The sequence below is a fragment of the Frankia sp. Mgl5 genome (assembly GCF_023242985.1).
Classification (GTDB): domain Bacteria; phylum Actinomycetota; class Actinomycetes; order Frankiales; family Frankiaceae; genus Parafrankia; species Parafrankia soli.
This window is the reverse complement of record NZ_JALKFY010000604.1, coordinates 21,919-39,944: the sequence shown is the minus strand read 5'-3', so window position 1 is coordinate 39,944 and position 18,026 is coordinate 21,919. Positions and strand designations below refer to the sequence as shown.

15 protein-coding genes and 2 pseudogenes are annotated in these 18,026 nt (G+C 70.3%); 8 read left to right on the top strand and 9 right to left on the bottom strand.

The genetic code is table 11. The features are described from left to right. Positions 1-121: 121 nt before the first annotated feature. The 3 genes and pseudogenes from MXD62_RS11015 to MXD62_RS39695 form a co-directional block, all read right to left on the bottom strand. A pseudogene (locus MXD62_RS11015) lies at positions 122-367 on the bottom strand (SDR family oxidoreductase); the annotation flags it as partial. Between the two features lie 14 nt (positions 368-381). Beyond that, positions 382-930 carry an ABC transporter substrate-binding protein gene (locus MXD62_RS39700; RefSeq protein ID WP_308301235.1) on the bottom strand — a complete coding sequence of 183 codons (549 nt, stop codon included), beginning with the start codon at positions 928-930 and terminating at the stop codon, positions 382-384. Next, a complete protein-coding gene (locus MXD62_RS39695; protein ID WP_308301234.1) occupies positions 869-1,480 on the bottom strand; it encodes an ABC transporter substrate-binding protein in 612 nt (203 codons plus the stop codon). The genes MXD62_RS39700 and MXD62_RS39695 overlap by 62 nt, the downstream gene beginning before the upstream one ends. Position 1,481: 1 nt before the next feature. On the opposite strand from MXD62_RS39695, the gene MXD62_RS39690 reads away from it, so the two are divergent. Then, positions 1,482-1,634 carry a hypothetical protein gene (locus MXD62_RS39690; RefSeq protein WP_248829197.1) on the top strand — a complete coding sequence of 51 codons (153 nt, stop codon included), beginning with the start codon at positions 1,482-1,484 and terminating at the stop codon, positions 1,632-1,634. A 341-nt stretch (positions 1,635-1,975) separates the two neighbouring features. On the opposite strand, the gene MXD62_RS11000 is transcribed toward MXD62_RS39690, so the two are convergent. Then, a complete protein-coding gene (locus tag MXD62_RS11000) occupies positions 1,976-2,647 on the bottom strand; it encodes a TetR/AcrR family transcriptional regulator (protein WP_248829196.1) in 672 nt (223 codons plus the stop codon). Between the two features lie 339 nt (positions 2,648-2,986). Here MXD62_RS11000 and MXD62_RS10995 point away from each other — a divergent pair, with 339 nt between their 5' ends. Continuing rightward, the gene (locus MXD62_RS10995) at positions 2,987-3,889 is read left to right on the top strand and encodes an LLM class F420-dependent oxidoreductase (protein WP_248829244.1); all 903 of its coding nucleotides are present in this window, start codon (positions 2,987-2,989) and stop codon (positions 3,887-3,889) included. Here MXD62_RS10995 and MXD62_RS10990 read toward each other — a convergent pair. Next, complete coding sequence (locus MXD62_RS10990; RefSeq protein WP_248829195.1) at positions 3,877-4,758, bottom strand: glycosyltransferase; 882 nt, start codon at positions 4,756-4,758, stop codon at positions 3,877-3,879. The two genes, MXD62_RS10995 and MXD62_RS10990, sit on opposite strands and share 13 nt — an antisense overlap. Before the next feature lie 15 nt (positions 4,759-4,773). Further along, positions 4,774-5,634, bottom strand: coding sequence for a sugar phosphate isomerase/epimerase (locus MXD62_RS10985; protein ID WP_248829194.1), 861 nt, complete (start codon positions 5,632-5,634; stop codon positions 4,774-4,776). A gap of 411 nt (positions 5,635-6,045) precedes the next feature. On the opposite strand from MXD62_RS10985, the gene MXD62_RS10980 reads away from it, so the two are divergent. After that, positions 6,046-6,276: a hypothetical protein gene (locus MXD62_RS10980; protein WP_248829193.1), complete on the top strand. Its 231-nt coding sequence runs from the start codon at positions 6,046-6,048 to the stop codon at positions 6,274-6,276. Positions 6,277-6,401: 125 nt separating this feature from the next. Here the strand turns inward: MXD62_RS10980 and MXD62_RS10975 are convergent, their stop codons facing one another. Further along, positions 6,402-7,988, bottom strand: a complete 1,587-nt coding sequence (locus MXD62_RS10975) for a high frequency lysogenization protein HflD (RefSeq protein ID WP_248829192.1) — start codon at positions 7,986-7,988, stop codon at positions 6,402-6,404. After that, positions 7,985-9,364, bottom strand: a complete 1,380-nt coding sequence (locus MXD62_RS10970) for a tetratricopeptide repeat protein (protein WP_248829191.1) — start codon at positions 9,362-9,364, stop codon at positions 7,985-7,987. The genes MXD62_RS10975 and MXD62_RS10970 overlap by 4 nt, the downstream gene beginning before the upstream one ends. Positions 9,365-9,554: 190 nt before the next feature. Between MXD62_RS10970 and MXD62_RS10965 the strand changes: the two genes are divergently transcribed. Then, positions 9,555-11,009 carry a DUF4331 domain-containing protein gene (locus MXD62_RS10965; protein WP_248829190.1) on the top strand — a complete coding sequence of 485 codons (1,455 nt, stop codon included), beginning with the start codon at positions 9,555-9,557 and terminating at the stop codon, positions 11,007-11,009. A 15-nt stretch (positions 11,010-11,024) separates the two neighbouring features. After that, on the top strand, positions 11,025-11,429 hold the full coding sequence (locus MXD62_RS10960; protein WP_020464201.1) for a hypothetical protein: 405 nt from the start codon (positions 11,025-11,027) through the stop codon (positions 11,427-11,429). 243 nt (positions 11,430-11,672) lie between these two features. On the opposite strand, the pseudogene MXD62_RS10955 reads toward MXD62_RS10960, so the two are convergent. Beyond that, a pseudogene (locus MXD62_RS10955) lies at positions 11,673-11,891 on the bottom strand (alpha/beta hydrolase); the annotation flags it as partial. Between the two features lie 360 nt (positions 11,892-12,251). Here MXD62_RS10955 and MXD62_RS10950 point away from each other — a divergent pair. The 3 genes from MXD62_RS10950 to MXD62_RS10940 all read left to right on the top strand — a co-directional run bounded on the left by MXD62_RS10950 (position 12,252) and on the right by MXD62_RS10940 (position 18,010). Beyond that, positions 12,252-12,458 carry an alpha/beta fold hydrolase gene (locus tag MXD62_RS10950; RefSeq protein WP_308301233.1) on the top strand — a complete coding sequence of 69 codons (207 nt, stop codon included), beginning with the start codon at positions 12,252-12,254 and terminating at the stop codon, positions 12,456-12,458. Between the two features lie 79 nt (positions 12,459-12,537). Continuing rightward, a complete protein-coding gene (locus tag MXD62_RS10945) occupies positions 12,538-14,739 on the top strand; it encodes an MMPL family transporter (RefSeq protein WP_248829188.1) in 2,202 nt (733 codons plus the stop codon). A gap of 37 nt (positions 14,740-14,776) precedes the next feature. Beyond that, positions 14,777-18,010 carry an AAA family ATPase gene (locus MXD62_RS10940; RefSeq protein WP_248829187.1) on the top strand — a complete coding sequence of 1,078 codons (3,234 nt, stop codon included), beginning with the start codon at positions 14,777-14,779 and terminating at the stop codon, positions 18,008-18,010. Positions 18,011-18,026 lie beyond the last annotated feature (16 nt).

The following is an 18,026-nucleotide window of genomic DNA, read 5'->3' as shown; positions in this document are numbered from 1 at the left end:
CGTCACCATCCGTGTCACTGATGGTGACGGTGTCATCGGTTTCCGTGCGGCGCGCACGGCTCGCCCATGACAAATGTCAGCGTCGCCGCTGCTCAGACAGCGCTGTCGATGACGGCTACCGCCATCCGGCCGCGGCCGCGATCGCGTCGGGATGACCGGAGCCGCCGGCGGGAGTACCCCGAATCATGGCCTCGGCCGGATGCTCGACGGAGGCGTCCAGGTCAGGGGTGCGGATAACGCCGGGCGAGACGGCGTTGACGCGCACACCCAGCGGTCCGAACTCGGCGGCCCCGGCCCGGGTGAGCGTCTCCAGCGCTCCTTTCGTGGAGCTGTAGAGCGAGCCCACCGGCAGGCCCAGCCGTGCGACACCCGCCGCGGGTATCAGGCGCCGCTGCCGTCCCTGCAGAGACGCTTATGGGTGACCTGGTAGGCCCTACCGGTCGGATCGATCTGAACGAAAGCGTTGCAGTCGGGGACCTTCCCGATGTTGTTGCGCAGGTCGACCTGCTCGATCAGCCCACCGGCGTTGTAGTCCGCGACCTTGCGCAGTGAGCTGATGAAGCCCTCGCGGGTGGGGCAGGCGCCCGCCAGCCGAAGTCCCTCGAGAAAGAGGTCGGTGTAGATGTACGCGAACATGGCGAACTGCTGCTCGGGAAGGGCGGTCTCCGGCGCGAAGCGCGTCATCGCGCCGCGGTAGCGCTCGATCGGCGCGCCGCCGGCCTCGAAGGGCAGGAAGTAGACCGGGAAGGAGACCCCGGTAAGCGCCGGTCCCGTCGTGGTCAACAGAGCTCGGTCGTATCCGGAGAGCGAGACACGCACCGGGAAGTTCAGGTTCTCGGCCTGGGCGGCCTTGAGGATCTCCGCGAAGTCATCCGGCGTCCCCAGGTTGAGCAGCGCGTCCGCGCCGGTTTCGGCGAGCTGGCGCGCCACGCGGGCCGGGCTGTCGGTACATTCTCGCATAGGAGATCGTCCCGGCGATGGTGAGTCCCACGGACTGCATGGCCGTCGTGTACCGCGCGGCGGAATCCGCGGTGAAGAACGACGTGTTGGAGGCCACGAAAGCGACCTTCGTTCCGCCGCTGGCCCTGATGTCCTGGCCGACGGCCTCCAGCGAGGCTCCGTAGTTGTACGAGAACATGTTCTGGTGCTCACGCCAGGCCGGCTCCGCCGCAAGGCCCACAACGGGTACCCCCTGCGCTGTCAGGGCGCCCATCGAACCGGCGAGGTTGGTGGTGACCGTCACCAGGCCGAAAACGGACTCACGTCGAAGAAGCTCGTCGACCACCTGCGTGTTGCGTGACGGGGCGTTCTCGTCGTCCCGCCATTCGTAGGTGATCTTACGACCGTTGACCCCGCCCTCCTCGTTGGCCAGGCCGATCCTGGCGTCGAAGCCGGCCCGAGCCGAGACGAGCGCGGCACTGCCGACACCCGTGTCCGAGTAGACGAATCCCAGATTCACCGCGTCGGAGGTGATCCCCACCGTGGAGCACGACGCATTCGTGTCGCTCCCGGATCCCGCGGACGAGCAGCTCGCCGTTGCGAAGCCCACCAGGACCGCGGCCGCCAACCCCAACGGCCGCGCCAAGCCAGCTAAGAACATGAAGATTCCCCTGGACGGTCATGAACGAGAGTGAGGCGCGCGCTTCCGGGCGAGTCGATCCGTCCTGCTCTGGCCCGCCCGCGCTCAGGAACTCAGGTCGACCGGATCAGCTGGCCCGCGCAGGCAAGACGTCTCGCATCTCGGATCCGCTATTGGTTCCGTCGACGATGAAGCGGGTGGCCGTGGTCGGGCCGGCGCCCCGGGAGCCGTCCGTGCGCCACCGCGGTGGTAGGCGCCAAGCCGAGATCTATGAGGATCCTCCCGGTGCAAGTCCGCTTCGTGACGGAACGATGTCACCAATATAGGCGTTGCGCTGAACCCGACCGAGGTCAGGGTTCGGGAGCAGGGCTCGGTCGTCGCTTCTGGCGGAAGTGATCAGCCCTGCTCGGAGCCCGGGCCGGCGGAGCCGGGAAGGCGACCGTCGTGGATCGCGTCCACCAGCAGGCCGATGGCCCAGACGATGGCCTGGGTCGCCTGATCGCCGTCGAGGTTCCACATCATGGTCAGCCGCTCGTAGGACGGAACGTGCCACAGGACGTCCAGCATGCCGGTGGCCATCGCGCGTTGGGCCTCGGGCCAGTCGGCCGTGTGCTGAGCGACGGCGGCGACCAGAGCCTCGCGGCGGCGCTGGTCCTTGGGTATCGACGTCGCCTGCGCGGGGTCCGTGGGGGTCCACCGTGGAACCGCGTAGGAGGACAGCGTCGCGAAGGCGCGTGCGGTGACCTCGGGGAGGCGATCGAGGTCGAGGTCCTCGTAGCTCACACCCGCCTCGTCCTCGAGGCGGCGCAGGACGGCGTCGTGGAGATCAGTCTCGGTGGGGAAATGCCGGTAGACCGTGCGTTCACCGACGCCGGCCCGCTCGGCGACCGCACGGAACGTCAGATCACGCCAGTCCCACGCGGGGAAGCTGTGGACCAGGGCCGAGCCGGCGTCGACGATCCGCTTGCGCGTCTGGGCCGCCAGCTCCCGCCGGCGCGGGCTGTCATAGCGCCGGCGAGGCGGTGTCGCCGCGCTTCGGTCTGGGCTGGGTGTTGCCGCGGCGCTCATATTGGTGACATCCTACTGCCGCGAAGGCGGCTCGAGTTACTCGAGTTAAGGGAGGGTAACTGTGGATCTTGGCTTGGTCGGTGCCACTGTGGTGATACAGGGTGGCACGCACAGTGTGGGTCTGGCCACCGCAACGCGACCCTGATCCACATGGGCCCCGCCGACGCCAGGGCGACCGTCAAGTTCCTCCTCGGCATCCAGGCCGAGCGACCTGAGCAGGCTCACGCCCGGCCCCGGGCGATCGTGCTCTCCCATGTCGGGTCAACCGGTGCGTTTGAGTCCTCCCCCGTGGATCTCCCGAGTCACCTGCTCCCGACAGTTCCTCTCGACGAGGTGAAAATGCGCTTCATCTACCATTACCCCGAGACCAACGGCACCGACCGCGACATGCTCGACGCCGGCGCGCTGGCCGAGGTCGCGGCAGCAGCCGAGCGGGCGGGATTCTACGGATTCTGCCTCAGCGAGCACCCGGCCCCGAGTGCCCGATGGCTGGCCTCCGGCGGGCACCAGAGCCTCGATCCGTTCGTCGCGCTCGGCCATGTCGCCGCCGTGACCCAGCGGCTGCGGCTGCACACGAACCTTTCCGTCGCGCCCTACCGGAACCCGTTCCTGCTCGCCAAGGCGGCGGCGACCGTTGACAAGCTCTCCGGTGGACGGATTGTGCTCGGGCTCGGCACCGGGTACATGAAGACCGAGTTCTTCGCGCTCGGAGTCGACATGGACGAGCGCAACACGCTGTTCGACGAGATCCTCGACGTGCTGCCGATGCACTGGAGCGGTGAGCCGTTCAGTTACAAGGGCCTGCACTTCGACGCCCGGAACGTCATCGCCCGGCCCCGACCGGTGCAGGACCCGATTCCCATCTGGATCGGCGGTAACTCGAAGCTGAGCCGGCGCCGCATCGCGCAGCGGGCGCAGGGCTGGATGCCGCTGGTGGGCCCGCCGGAGCTCAGCGCGGCGGTGCGGACGACCTCCATCGGTTCGCTGGGGGAGCTGGCCGTCATGATCAACGAGATCCGGGACGCCGCCGCGGCCGCCGGGCGGCCGGACACGATCGATGTGCAGTACTCCTACAAGGACCGCTCCATCGCGACGCCGACCGCCGAGCCCGATCGCCACCGTGAGGCGATCGCCGAGATCGAGAAGGCCGGCGTGACCGCCGTGGTGGTGTCGAGCCCATCGGTGTCATCCGCGGCCACGCTCGAGTTCCTCGAGGCGTTCGGCACGACCTACCTGTCCTGACCGGCGGGATTCCCTACGGGGCTGACGAGTAGATGCGGCGGGGGAGGGCCGAAACGCCCGCGGACGAAGTCCAGGAGCCCGCGGACACGTCCTTCGAGGTTCCAGTAGGGGCCGCGCCGGGCCGGGACGACCGCGCCCGAGCCGAGATGCCACAGTGCGATGCAGAACCGGATGAACGCGTGGTAGCGGCCGGAGTGGTCCCGCACGAGCAGCAGGGTGTTGCGGAGCTGCAGGTAGTCGATCGCCGCGGCGGTGGAGCCGATGTTCGGGTTCTTGACCATCGCGCCCCGCACGAGTCCGGATTCCCAGCCGGCGGACCTCGCCCGCAGCGCGAGGTCCGCCTCCTCGCAGTACGCGAAGTAGCGTTCGTCGAAGATCCCGATCTCGTCGAGGCAGGCACGGCGGGCGAACATCAGCGTGCCGTGCGGGTGCCCGGCGGGCTCCCAGCCCTCGTCCACGCTCGCGGGCATGAGGATTCCGCCGAAGTAGGGGTCGATGACCGGCGTCGCTCCGTCGCCGACGTCCGCACAGGCCAGGCCCGCTCGCGGCTGCTGCGCCAGCACGCCCAGCATGTGACTCAGGCAGGTGGGCTCGGGCAGCGCGTCGTGCGGCGCGAGCACCACCCACTCTCCCGCGTCCGCGTCGGCGAGGAACGCGCGGTAGCCGATGTTGGCCGCCGGTCCGAACCCCAGGTTGCTGCCGGCGAGCACCACCGTGACATCGGCGGCCTCGGCCGGCGGCATGACCGCCGATCCGTTGTCGACGATCGTGATCGAGACGGGAACGTCCTGAGCGCGGAACGCGTCGATGGTGTCGACGAGTCGCTTCGGCTGGTCACGGTGAACGATTACGACCGAAAGAGGCTGCACGAACCCAGTGCTACATCAGATCAGTGGGCCAGCGTGCGAAATAGAAGGAAAACGTCCGCCGAGAACTGTCTCCGTGGCGGCGAACGCGCGCCGCGCCATCTCGGCTGGCCCCAGGCCCGCGAGCGAGGCGGAGTACACCTCTGTCGCCACGACGGGATCGGCTCCGGTCGCGACGAGAACATCCAGGACAGCCTCGATGTCGGCGTCGCCGTCGCCGGGCAGCAGGCGGGCGGTGATCGTCTCCGTCCTCAGGTCGTCGGCCGGCCGCGCAGGCGCGTCACACAGCTGAAGGACATGGATCCGCTCCGCCGGCACGTCACGCAGGGTGTCGTAATCGGGCCCACCAGGCTGGCGGAACCAATGCCACATGTCGACTACCAGGCCGAGGTTGTCGCGGTCCACCGCATCCAGGAGCCGCACCGCCGCCCTGATGTTCGGCACCACCGACCACGGCAGGAACTCGAAACTGATCTGTAGGCCCCGCTCCGCCGCGAGATCGCACAGGTACGCCAGCCGCTCCGCCACGCCGGCGATCGACGGTACCTCGACCTCCGACGTCGTCGCGATAACAGTTGGGGAGCCGGCCCACTGCGCGATGTCGAGAAGCGGTCGGGCCTGCTCGGCTATCTCCTGCCGGTCAGCGTGGACCCATTCCATCAGAACCTCGACAGTAGGGATCGTCAGCCCTCTGTCCCGGTGGTAACCGAAAAACTCCTCCGGAGTCATACCGTCAGCGACGGCGCCATCGAGGTGCGAACTCGTCAGCTGCGCCCCGTCGAACCCCGCGTCCGCGATGGCGTCGACGAGTGTCCGGACGTCGGCAGCGGCGAACGGTCGGCCAAGTGGTAGGAGAGTCGGAGCCGAAATGGCCCTCATCGGTCGAACCTCTCATCGAGAAGAATGCTGCGGCCCGCGAGCCCAGGCTAGATCTCCGGCGCCCACGTCATGTGCGAGTTGTGGCGATGTTGTGTTTTGGGGGATGGTCCCGTTGCGGGTGCCGGGTCGGCGCTGTACGGTCTCTGGATCTTTGCGGCCCCCATCGGCAAGATGGATTATTTCGGTCAAAATGGACATCTATTCGCTCGGGTGAACCTGAGTCGCGCTTTCGTCGCGCAGGGAATCCAGGATAGGCGAAGGTGTCGCAGATCGAGGTGTTGCGAGGGTCGCGTCGTCGGCACTCGATACAACAGAGTATCCTGCCGAATTTTAATGGCCGAGGGGCGATCCACCCGGCCGTCCACAACGAATACCGGATGACCGACAAACAGTCGGCAGACGGGAGCAGTCATGCAACGCCGAAATGCCTCGACGCCAGCCCGCAGGTGGATCAGGAGAGTCGCGGCCACCACCGCCGCCGCCGGAATCGTCGCAGGTACCAGCCTCATCGCGGCCGGCCCGGCCAGCGCCGCCACCTACTGCGGGGCAACGCCTGACGGCGGCTTTGGTTGCATCATTGACCAGGGCGACGGCTCGTTCAAGATGGCCAACAGCGACGGGGACATCATCTACAACTGGTAACGACTGAACCGCAGGTGGGCCGGTGACCGGTATTTACGTGGTCACCGGCCCATCCAGGTCTGGCCCGGTTCAGGCTGCCAGCCGGATATAGGCTGTTCTGCCTTCCTGAACTCCTGCGCCTGGAGTCATATCGTGACCTGGCTGCCGGCACGCAGCGCCACGACGGCGCCGACGAGCACGACCAGGGCGGCTGTCGCCACCGGCGTCCAGCGCAGGCCGGCGGCGAACCCCGGCACCAGCGCCTGGGTGCGCTGGAGCAGCGGGATGAGTGTGCGGTCGAGCAGGAACCCGACGCCGACCAGCGTCGCCGCCATTCCCACGCCGTAGGCGAGAACCAGCAGGACCCCGAACCACGCCCGTCCCAGTGCGACCGCTCCGAGCAGCACGACGACGGCCGACGGCGTCGGCACCATGCCGCCGACGAGTCCCGCGGCGAGCAGGCTGCGTAGCCTCGGCTGGTCGGTGACGGGCGGGTGCACGTGCCAGCGCCCGCCATGCGAGTGACCGTGCTGGTGCGCATGACCATGACCATGATCGCGCGAAGGTCCGTGGTCGTGGTGCCCGTGGTCGTGGTGCCCACGGTCGTGTTCATGGCGGTGGTTGTTCGAGTGGTCGTGGCCCGCGGTCAGTAGGTCGCGATACGGCGAAATGATCAGCCTTGACCGCAGCAGACTGGCACCGAGACCGATCATCAGCAGCCCGCTCGCGACGCCGAGCCACGGATAGATCTTCTCCGGAGCGAAGCCGCTCGACGCCGACAGCACGACCGCGAGGACGAGAACGCCGAGGGTGTGGGTGAGCGTGACCGCTCCGGCGGTGGCGGCGAGTTGCCGTCCTGTCGCCGAGCCGCCGACGATCCGGGCCGCCATCACCGTCTTGCCGTGCCCGGGGGCGAACGCGTGCGCTGTCCCCAACACGACCGCGGCGAGCAGTGCGAGCACACCCAGGCCGAGTGAGAAGGAGTCCCGCTCGACCAGGCCGTTCACCCAACCGGCGAGGCCGCCGGCCGCCTGCCGGGCCTCGTCTGACGCACCGCTACCAGGCGTTCCAGTGCCGATGGCGGCCGCCTGCGACAACGGGTCGGCCGCGGCGGGTCCGCCCGGACGAACGGTCAGCGTCGCGCGCGTGACGTCGGAACCGCCGCCCAGCGGGTCGTCGGGATACCGGGTCAACAGGTTCGTCGGTGAGCGGGACGGTACGTCCGAGGAGACCACCGTGGTGCCGTCCCCGACCGCGACCGTCTCCCGCCAGCCGACCCGGTCGGCGTACGCGGCCAGCGTGTACCGAATCGTCGTGTCAGTGGCCGTGGCCGGGGCCGCTGCCCCGGCGGTCTCGGCGGAGTATCGGCAGACCAGCCGCATCGTCGACAGCCCGCCGTCGCCCGGTGGGAACGACAGCGAGCCGCCGATCGGGACGAGCGGGCGGGCCCGGCCGTCGACCGCCAGCGTCGCCCGTCCGGCCGTGCGGGCGCACTCCGCTTCCCGCCAGCGGGCGGCTCCCAGCGCGTCGACGTCCGGCCGGACCTGCGCCGCCGGTATCTCGGCGAAGTCGGCGACCACGTCGACGAGAACCTCCTCGACGCCCACCCGCAGCACGCTCGCGCTGTTGACGGTGAAACTCCCGAGGGGATGTGCCGACGCGGATCCGCCCGCCGCCAGGACGAACGCGGCCACCGTCACGGCCAGGACGGCTGCCCGACGCGGCGAGGTCACCGGGCACTCGCGTCGAGGGACGCGAGAAGGGCCTGTGCCCGGGGCGCGTGCAACGGTGAGAAGTGCGGGTCGGTGTCCAGCGCCGCCCGGAGGTCCGCGACCGCGGCGTCGGTCTGGCCGAGCGCGGCGTGCACGACGCCCCGGTGGTAGGAGAACAGTGCTCGGTGGGTGCCGAGGCCGAGCGCCGACTCGGCGGACGGCAGCGCCTCGCCGTCTCTGCCGAGCTGGTGCAGCACCCAGGCGCGAGCGTCGTCCACGAAGACCCCGGCACGGTGCGGTTCGCCGCCCGGCGCCGGGGACAGCGCGGCCAGCGCGGCGGCGGGGTCGCCGTGGTCCGCCTCGAACAGCGCCAGCTCGACGTCGACCTCGACTCCCTGCGCGCGCATCAGCTCCGCGGTGGAACGCACCAGGGAGTACTGCCGCTTCGCCTCGTCGGGCCGGCCCGACGATTCGAGCAGTTCTCCGTACTCGGCGACGATCCACGGCTGTGGGCTCCGAGTGGCCGCGACGGCGTAGTCCGCCAGGGCCGCCTCGCTCTCGCCCCGGGCGGCGGCCACGCGGGCACGACCGACGAGCAGCGACACCGATGGCGGGTCGCTCGCCTGCCCGCGCCGGTAGGCCTCGTCCGCCCCGACGAGGTCGCCCGAGTGCCGCGCCAGTTCACCGAGATGGAAGTAGGCGAACGCGGCATCGGCTGCCGACGTCGCGTCGTCGGCTACCCGCCGCAGCATCGCGGCCGCCTGGTCGATCTCGCCGCGCAGCTCGAACGCGTAGGCGACCCGGGCCAGCGACGCGACATCGGGACGCAGGTCGACCGCGGTCTGCGCCGCCTGCCACGCTTCGGGATAGCGCCCGAGTTCGACGAGCGCGTCGAAGCGCACCCCGTGCGCGGTCGCGTTGAACGGGTTGACGGCGACCGCGGCATTCGCGGCGCGCAGCGCACCGGGGAAGTCGTGACGTGCGGCGGCGAGCGCCGCCTGCCCGGCGAGGGCGGCGTCGTTGTCCACCGGACGCAGTTCCAGCGAGCGGGCGAACGCCCCGTCGGCCCGTGGGTAGGACGTCGGATCACCGGTCACTCTGGCCTGCTCGACGTAGGCGAGGCCGAGCTCGGCCCAGGCCGGCCAGTCCCCCGGCACCTGGTCGAGCCGGTCACGCAGACTCGCGACGGGTGCGGCCGCCGCCCTGCCCGCCGAGGACCACGCCTCGTCCACGGCCGCCGCTCCGGTCGGCGTCGGCGCGACACCGTGGCCCGAGTCATCCCGGACGAGCGGCGAGCCGACCACGGCCAGCGCGGCCGCGCCTGCCAGGCCGGCCACGCAGATCAGGCCGGCGAGCACCCGTGCTCGACTCGCCCCGCCGCCCAGTCGCCGCTTCATGCGTGTCCTCCCCGCTTCCGTCCCGCCGGTCGTTCGCCAGCGATTCGGATCCGCAGAGGTCACGGACTGCACCTGGGACCCACAAATGATGTCAGGTAGCCGACACGATCCGTGCTCCTCACGTCACCGAACCACGGACGTTCACCGGACAGGCGCATCGGTCCGGTCCGTCGATCCCTGAGGGAGAACCATGAGCCGACTGACATCCGCACGCGACGGCACGCCCGGCCGCCGACGGCGGGGACGGCTGCCCCGGCGGCGTGCCCTGGCTGGCGCGACCGCCCTGCTCTTCGGTGCGACGGGCGCCGCGGTGACCCTCGCACCGACGGCCGCTGACGCGTCCAGCCACCGGGAGGCTCCGCTGATCAGCAGCGACCCGACGGTCGACAACACCGACACCTACGCATTCGTCAGCCCGGACGACCCGGATTCGGTGACGCTCGTCGCCAACTGGCTGCCCTTCCAGGAACCCGCCGGCGGACCGAACTTCTACCCGTTCGCGACCGACGCCCAGTACGACATCAATGTCGACAGCAACGGCGACGCGAAGCCCGACATCACCTACCGCTGGACGTTCGCCAGCACCTATCAGAACCAGAACACGTTCCTCTACAACACCGGGCCTGTCACCTCGCTCGACGACCCGGACCTGAATTTCCGGCAGACCTACAAGCTGGAGCGGATAGCCGGTGGCAAGACCACCGTGCTGGCGGACAAGGTGCCCGTCGCGCCCTCGTTCGTGGGCGACGCGTCCATGCCGGACTACCTGGCGCTGCGCACGGCGTCCCTGAAAGAGCTGCCCGGCGGCGCCAAGACGTTCGCCGGACAGGCCGACGACCCGTTCTTCCTCGACCTGAGGGTGTTCGACCTGCTCTATGGCGGCGACCTGTCCGAGGTCGGGCAGGACAGCCTCGCCGGGTTCAACGTGAACTCGGTCGTGCTGCAGGTCCCCAAGACCGAGCTGGCGCTCAAGGGCGACCCGGCGCGCAACCCGGTGATCGGGGTGTGGAGCAGCACCCAGCGGCGCAGCGCCTCGATCTACGGGCCGACCGACGGCTCCGGCATGCTGATGTCCTTCGGTAACTGGTCGCAGGTCTCGCGTCTCGGCTCGCCGCTCGTCAACGAGGTGGTCGTGCCGGTCGGCCAGAAGGACCGGTTCAACGCCTCCACTCCCGCCCGGGACGCCCAGTTCCTGAACTTCGTCACCAAGCCCGAACTGCCGAAGCTGATCGAGGCGATCTACAAGATCCCCGCACCGGCGACACCGCGCAACGACCTCGTCGCGGTGTACCTGACCGGTGTGAACAAGGCCAACCTCGGTGTCGACCTGAACGCACACGCGCTCAACGCCGACGTCGACCCGGCGAAGATCGCGCCCTCCGAGCAGCTTCGGCTGAACATGTCGATCCCGCCGACCGCGGAACCGAACCGGCTCGGCGTCCTCGGGGGCGACACCGGCGGGTACCCGAACGGGCGACGGCTGGGCGATGACGTCGTCGACATCTCGCTCCAGGCTGTCGAAGGCGCCCTGCTGCCCAACCCGCCGGCGGCGGTCACCGGCCTCGGTGACGGCGTCGACGGGCCCGACGTGCGGTTCCGCGGATGGTTCCCGTACGTCGGCCTGCCCACCTCGGGTTCGAGCTGACAGGGCGGCACGACCATGACCAGACTCCGGCGAGCCGCCTCGGCCGCCATTACGGTCGCCGTCATCGTCGGTGTGGCGGCCTCCTGCGGCGGGGAGGGACCTCCGCCGCTGCCCGAAGCCGGGTCGTTCGCCCCCGGTGCCTGCCAGACGCTGGCCCCGGACCTGATAGCGACCCTGCGGCTGACCCAGGCGGACCCCGGCGCACCGGACGAGATCAAGGCGCTCGCCCGCGACCTCACACCGCCCCAGGAGAAGCTCTACGGCCGGATCGGTACCGCCGGGGAGTACGCCGGCGACCTCGAACGGGTCACCACGGCCGTCGGCTTCCTCCGGCTGCGGGTCGATTCCGGGACCTACGACCCCGCTCTCCTGACGGAGGTGAGGACCACCGCCCGGATGCTGGCGGACCGCTGCACCTGACCGCAGGCGCCCGGCCGCCGTCTACCGGGCCCCTGCCGATCTGAGTGGACCGGCTCGGCCAACCGAGCCGGTCCGCTCCCGCCCGACCAGCGAGCCGAGAAACATCGCTGTGGCGACTCCGGTCTGACAGCGGTCGAGGACGCGGCCGTCACCTTCGGGGCCGACTGCCGGCGTTGTTCGCAGAGGTCCGCCGCTGCTCACCGCTCGTCGGCGGGAGCGGCGGGTAGACGGCGTCGGCGCAGGTCAGACGGGCACCGACTCGACAGCGCTCCTGATCATCTCGGCCACCACGGCCGGGTGGGAGAGCATCAGGTGCGACGAGTTCACCTCCACGGTGTCGACCCCCGCACGCTGGTAAGCGAAGCGCTGGACCTCCGGATTGGTGGTGTGGTCCGAGGTGGACACGATGCCCCACGAGGGCCTGGTGCGCCACGCGGCGGCGGGCGCCCTCTCGGCGAAGGCACCGTGGACGAGGACGACAGTGGGCTGGGACACGCTCGTCGGCCTTTCCCGATGGGACCTGACGGGAGTTGTGAGGCCCGAGCACACCACCGGGCTGTTGACGATCTGTGTATCGCCTCCGCGCCCGGGGGCCCGGGCCTTCCGCGTCCATGCCGCGCGCCACTACCTCGGTGTCTCCGGGTCCCGGCAGCGGCCGTCGCCCCGCGACCGCCACCCACCAACCCTGCCCGGCGACCGGCGGGCCGGGCATAGGCGGCGCCGAATCCACTAAGCGTCCACTGGTCATCAAGAGAGTCGACCTAGTGTGATCAGAGAACAGGTGCATGCGGTCGGGCACGGCTGTTGTTGGTTTGTCCAGCCATGGCGCTGAAGGCGAGGTCTCACCATCAAGAAGCCCGTGCTCTTCATCCACGGCCTATGGATACATGCCGTGTCCTGGCCGGGCTGGGCGGGCCGCCGATCGTAATCGGGCATTCCTTCGGCGGTCTGATCGCCCAGAAGCTGTTCAGTCGCGGCGAGACCGCGGCAGCGGTGGCCATCTCTCCGACGCCGGTCAAAGGCCTGTGACTCTCGTCCCGCGTGCGGCAGGTTGCCGTCTGTGCCCGTACCGCGGCTAGAGGTCGCACAGAATGCCCGGGGAGCAGAGATGTTCGAGCGTCTGGGACGGACGATGTTCCGTCGGCGGCGGTGGGTCATCAGCCTGGCCGTGGTCTTCGCCGCGTTCGGCGGCATCTGGGGTACGCAGGTATTCGGCGCGCTGACCACCGGTGGGTTCGACGACCCGGCCAGCGAGAGTGCCCGTGCGCTCGACCGTGCCGAGGCGACACTTGGCCGAACAGGCAATGACCTGGTCGTTCTCTACAGCAGCCCGAGCTTGACGGTCGACGACCCGGCGTTTCGGCGGGCCGTGACCGAGACGCTGGACGCGCTCCCGGACGACGTGGTGACCAGGACGATCACGTACTGGGGCACGAACAGCCCGGCGCTGGTCAGCGGCAACCGGCGCTCCACCTATGCCGTGCTGACCGTGGCCGGCGACGAGGCGCAGCGCGTCGACGGACTGCAGGAGATCGAGGACGGGCTGGCCGCTCCCGGCCTTCAGGCCCAGGTCGGCGGCTACACCGCGGTCAGTCGCGACATCGGCGAGCGGGTGGCGGCAGACATCGGCCGTGCCGAGACGATCTCCATACCGGTGCTGCTTGTCCTGCTGGTGGTCGTCTTCGGCGGCGTGGCCGCGGCGAGCCTGCCGCTCGTGATCGGTGGTCTGGCCATCCTCGGGGCCTTCACCGCGCTACGTGGGCTGAGCTACCTGACCGACGTCTCGGTCTTCTCGATCAACGTGGTGACGATCCTCGGGCTGGGTCTGGCGATCGACTACGGCCTGTTCATGACCGGACGGTTCCGGGAGGAGATCGCCCGTGGGCTGGGCGTCGAGGACGCGATCGTTCGGACGACGGCCACCGCCGGCCACACCGTCGCGGTCTCCGGCGTCACCGTCGCGGTCTCGTTGTCCGGGCTGCTGATCTTCCCGATGCCCTTTCTCCGCTCGATGGGATTCGGCGGGCTGTCCGCGGTCGTAGTCGCGATGGTGGCGGCGCTGACCGTGCTGCCCGCCCTGCTCGGGGTCCTGGGCCACCGGGTGGACGCGCTCTCCGTGCGGCGGTTCCGTCGCGTTCCGCGCCCGGCTCCCACAGCGGGCGAGGTCGAACACGGGTTCTGGTACCGCCTCGCGCACAGCATCATGCGGCGCCCGGTCATCTACGCGGTCGGGGTGCTCGCGGTCCTGCTGCTGGCCGGTTCGCCGTTTCTCCGGGTGGAGTTCGGCGGTGTCGACCCCAGGGTGCTCCCGGCGGGTACCGAGAGCCGCGTCGTCTCCGAGACCGTCGACCGGGACTTCGTCCGCAACAGCCAGTTGCCGATCGAGGCGATCGTGACCTCATCCGACCGCGCCGGTCTGGAACGACAGGCCGGGCTGGAGCGATACATCACCGCGGTCCGGGGCGTCGATGGTGTGAGCGGAGCCGAGGTCACTGGCCAGGCCGGGAGTGTCACCCGGGTCGCCGTCAGTTACCAGGAAGACCCGATCTCGGCGCAGGCACGGGACCTGGTGCGCCGGATACGGAACGTCCCCGCACCGCCTGGCGGCGAGGTGCTGGTGGGTGGCTTCACCGCGGAGCTGACCGACCAGCTCGACACCACCGCCGACCTGCTGCCCTGGATGGCACTGGTCATCGTCGGCGCGACGTTCGTCCTGCTGTTCCTCGCCTTCGGCTCGGTCGTGCTGCCGATCAAGGCGATCGTGATGAACATCCTGTCGCTCGGCGCCTCGTTCGGCGCACTGGTCCTGATCTTCCAGGACGGCCACCTGTCCGGTCCGCTGAACTTCACACCAACCGGGACGCTGGAGGCGACCCAGCCGATCCTCGTGCTCGCGATCGTGTTCGGGCTGTCGACGGACTACGAGGTCTTCCTGATGTCCCGGATCCGCGAGGTGTACGACCGGACCGGTGACAACACCACGGCGGTCGCGGTCGGACTGCAGCGCAGCGGCCGGATCATCACCAGTGCCGCGCTACTCATCCTGGTCGTGATCGGGCTGTTCTCGACCTCCGGCATCACCTTCATCAAGCTGATCGGGGTGGCGATGATCATTGCCGTCCTGGTGGACGCGACGATCGTCCGGGCGCTGCTCGTACCGGCCACGATGCGCCTGCTCGGGAACACGAACTGGTGGGCGCCGGCGCCACTGCGGCGCTTCTACGCCCGCCACGGCCTGCGCGAAGGTGCGGACCCGCCCCCATCGACGCCTGATCTCCGTCCCGCACCAGCCCACACGCGATCCGACTGATAACTCGATCGATTCGGGAGTAGCAACAGGCGTGGCCATGTCATTGCGTCCTGTCCGTGCCGGTAGCCCTGAACAGCCGTCTCCCGGCAGGAATCTTTGCCTCCAGATTCTCGGCCCGTTGCGGATCTGGCGGGGCGGCGTCGAGCTGGACGCCGGGCCCCGGCAACAGGCCTGCCTGCTCGCGCTGCTCCTCATCCGGGCGGGCCGGCCGATCAGCACGAGCGAGCTGATCGACCTGATCTGGGAGGACGACGTCCCGGCATCGGCTGTCAACATCCTCCAGAAATACATCGGCACGCTGCGGCGGTTGCTGGAGCCCGCGCTGCCGGCCCGTGGAACCGGCTCGTACCTGCAGCGCCGCGGTAACGGTTACCTGTTTTCGGCCGACCCCGGCATGCTGGACGTCGTCACCTTCCGGGAAATCACCGGAAAGGCCAGGACATGCCTCGCGGAGCAGCGCCTCGACGCGGCGCTCGACTGCTATGTACAGGCGCTGGCGCTCTGGCACGGCCCCGCGGGCGGCGGGTTGACCCACGGATCGACCGCCGTGTCGCTCTTCGCCGCGATCAACGACGAGTTCTTCGACGCATGCGTACCGGCGGCCGAGCTCGCGGTGACGCTGGGCCAACCCGAGCTCGTGCTCCAGCCCCTGCGGCTGGCCGCCTGGATGGCGCCGTTGCACGAGACCGTGCAGGCAAGCCTCGTCTTCACCCTGGCCGCCGCCGGTCAGCAGGCTGAGGCGCTGTCAGTGTTCGGGACGGTCCGTGCCCGGCTCGCCGAGGAGCTCGGCATCGATCCCGGACCGGCGCTGGTGGCCGCGCACCGGCGTGTGCTGGAGCCGGCACCGGCCGAGGGAAGGCCTTCCGAGCGGCTGCGGGTGCCTCTGCGGGCTCCTTCCCTCGAGACACCGACCGCCGACGGCATGATCGGCCGAGCCGAGGAGCTCGCGGTGCTGCGCCGCGCGGTGGACTCGGCGTTCGCCGGCGGCGCGGGGCTCGTCGTCGTCGAGGGTGAGCCGGGGGTGGGCAAGACGCGCCTGCTGGAGGAGGCCGGCGCGGAGGCGGACGGGCACGGCGCGCTCGTCGTCTGGGGCCGCTGCCTGGAGGGCGACGGGACGCCGTCGATGTGGCCGTGGGTGCAGGCGGTCGGCACCGTACTCGACAGCCTGCCCGCCGCGGCGCGGGAGGAGTGGCACGCCGGCGAACTCGGCCGCCTCGTGGAGCCGCGCGGCGGCGTTCCCGCCACGCCGGTGCTGCCGGACAGCGGCGCCCAGTTCCGCCTGTTCGAACGGGTTGTCGCCCTCGTCGGCCAGGTCTCGGCGCGGCGGCCGGTGGTGCTCGTGATCGACGATCTCCAGTGGGCGGACGTCGCCTCGCTGCAGATGTTCAGTCACCTGGCGGCCCGCCCGCCGGGCGGCGCTGTGATCACCGGCGCGCTCCGCGACCGTGTGCCCGTGCCCGGCTCGGAGCTGGCGCGGATGCTCGCCGCCGCGAGCCGGCTGCCCCGGCACCGCCGGATCCGGCTCGGCCCGCTCGCCGCGGCCGAGGTGGCCGAGCTCGTCCGCCGCGAGACTGGTCAGACCCCCGACGTCGGGGTTACTCAAAGCATCCATGTCCGCACCGCTGGAAACCCCTTCTTCGTGCGGGAGCTGTCCCGGCTTCTCGCTGACGGCGGGGTTCTCACTGAGGATGCCGCGGCGCGGGCCGGTGTGCCGTCCACCGTGCGGGATGTCGTCCGCGACCGGATGGCGGGCCTTGACGACGACACCGGCGGCCTGTTGCAGATCGCCGCGCTCATCGGCCGGGAGATCGACCTCGGCCTGCTCGCACGCGCGGCCGACCTTGACGCGCAGACCTGCATCGAGCGCCTCGAGCCCCTGGAGGCGCTCGGCCTGCTCGAGCCCACGCCCGGGGACCCGTTCTCGTTCCGCTTCGCGCACGACCTGGTCCGGGAGTCGGTCGTCCGGACGACGCCGCCGCTGCGCGCGACCCGGCTGCACCTGCGCGTCGCCGACGCGCTGGAGCGCTCCGACACCGGCGGCGAGTCCGTCGCCGAGCGCCTCGCCCACCACCTGTGGGCCGCCGGCCCACTCGCGGACCCGGCCCGGACCTCGAGCGCGCTGGAACGCGCCGGGCGCCGCGCCGCGGCCAAGTCCGCGTTCGAGGCCGCCGCACGGCAGCTGGTGTCGGCCGCGCAGGTGGCGAGGACAGCGGGCATGTCGGAGCGGGAGCTGTCCGCCCTGTCGCAGCTCACCGCGGTCGTCGGGATGCGGTCCGGGTACGTCGGCTCCGCGGTCGACCTGCTGGAGCGCGCCGAGGAGCTGGCTCGCGACCTCGGCCGGGAACGGGAGGCCGCCGACTTCCTCTTCTCCCGCTGGGCCGCGTGCTCCCAGGGCATCCAGCTCGACCGCGCCGGCCGGCTGGCGCGCCGGCTACTCGATCAGGGCGAGGTGTCCGCCGACCCGGTCGTGTGTGCCTACGGCCGGCACGCCTGGGGCATCCACCAGTGGGACGTCGGCAACATCGGCGAGGCGTTCCGGTATCTGAGCCAGTCCAACTCGATCATGTTCGATGGCCTGGCCCAGCGCGAGGATGATCCGCTCCGGCACGACCTGCAGCTGCTCTCGCCCGTGATGCTCGCGCTGAACACCGCGCTGCACGGTGACGTCGACGGGGCGCGGGCGCTGCTCGACAGGCTGGAGGCCGCCGCGCGTGGCGACTCCTACGCGATCACGGTCTGGGCCGCCTTCGCCGTCACGGTAGCGGCGCTGGCCGGCGACCCCGCCTGGGCACTACGCGCAGCGGAACGGGGAATCGCGGTGGACCCGGAACATTCCTTCGTCTTCCTCGGCAGCTACCAGCGACTGGCCCGGTGCTGGGCGCGGGCCGTGACCGGCGAAGACCCGGCCGGCGCCGCGACAGAGGCCAAAATGATCATCACGGCGACCCTGCTCGACCCGCCACGCTCGGGCCTGGCCACCTGGTACGGACTGCTCGCCGAGATGTGGCTGGCGGCCGGGATGCCGGCCGAGGCCACCGTCACCCTCGACCGGGCCGACTCGTTCCTCGACACCTACGGCCAGCGCTACCCCGAAGGCCTGATACTCCTGCTGCGGGCACGGATGATGCAGGCACGCGGCGAGCCCACCGCCGCCGTCCAGGCCGCCGCCGAGCGGGCTCGCGCGCTGTCCGTCGAGCGCGAGGCTCACCTGTTCGCCCACCGCGCCGAGGAATTGTCGGCCGGGCTGGCGACGGAGCCGGCCGGCCACTGATCGTCACATCACCCGG

What these genes read in the sequence shown, in the direction of transcription:
- MXD62_RS10970 (WP_248829191.1), bottom strand. Translation starts at nt 9,364, where the DNA reads ATGAAGCGGCGACTGGGCGGCGGGGCGAGTCGAGCACGGGTGCTCGCC.
- MXD62_RS10980 (WP_248829193.1), top strand. Translation starts at nt 6,046, where the DNA reads ATGCAACGCCGAAATGCCTCGACGCCAGCCCGCAGGTGGATCAGGAGA.
- MXD62_RS10945 (WP_248829188.1), top strand. Translation starts at nt 12,538, where the DNA reads ATGTTCGAGCGTCTGGGACGGACGATGTTCCGTCGGCGGCGGTGGGTC.
- MXD62_RS11000 (WP_248829196.1), bottom strand. Translation starts at nt 2,647, where the DNA reads ATGAGCGCCGCGGCAACACCCAGCCCAGACCGAAGCGCGGCGACACCG.
- MXD62_RS10960 (WP_020464201.1), top strand. Translation starts at nt 11,025, where the DNA reads ATGACCAGACTCCGGCGAGCCGCCTCGGCCGCCATTACGGTCGCCGTC.
- MXD62_RS10940 (WP_248829187.1), top strand. Translation starts at nt 14,777, where the DNA reads ATGTCATTGCGTCCTGTCCGTGCCGGTAGCCCTGAACAGCCGTCTCCC.
- MXD62_RS10950 (WP_308301233.1), top strand. Translation starts at nt 12,252, where the DNA reads ATGGCGCTGAAGGCGAGGTCTCACCATCAAGAAGCCCGTGCTCTTCAT.
- MXD62_RS10995 (WP_248829244.1), top strand. Translation starts at nt 2,987, where the DNA reads ATGCGCTTCATCTACCATTACCCCGAGACCAACGGCACCGACCGCGAC.
- MXD62_RS10965 (WP_248829190.1), top strand. Translation starts at nt 9,555, where the DNA reads ATGAGCCGACTGACATCCGCACGCGACGGCACGCCCGGCCGCCGACGG.
- MXD62_RS10985 (WP_248829194.1), bottom strand. Translation starts at nt 5,634, where the DNA reads ATGAGGGCCATTTCGGCTCCGACTCTCCTACCACTTGGCCGACCGTTC.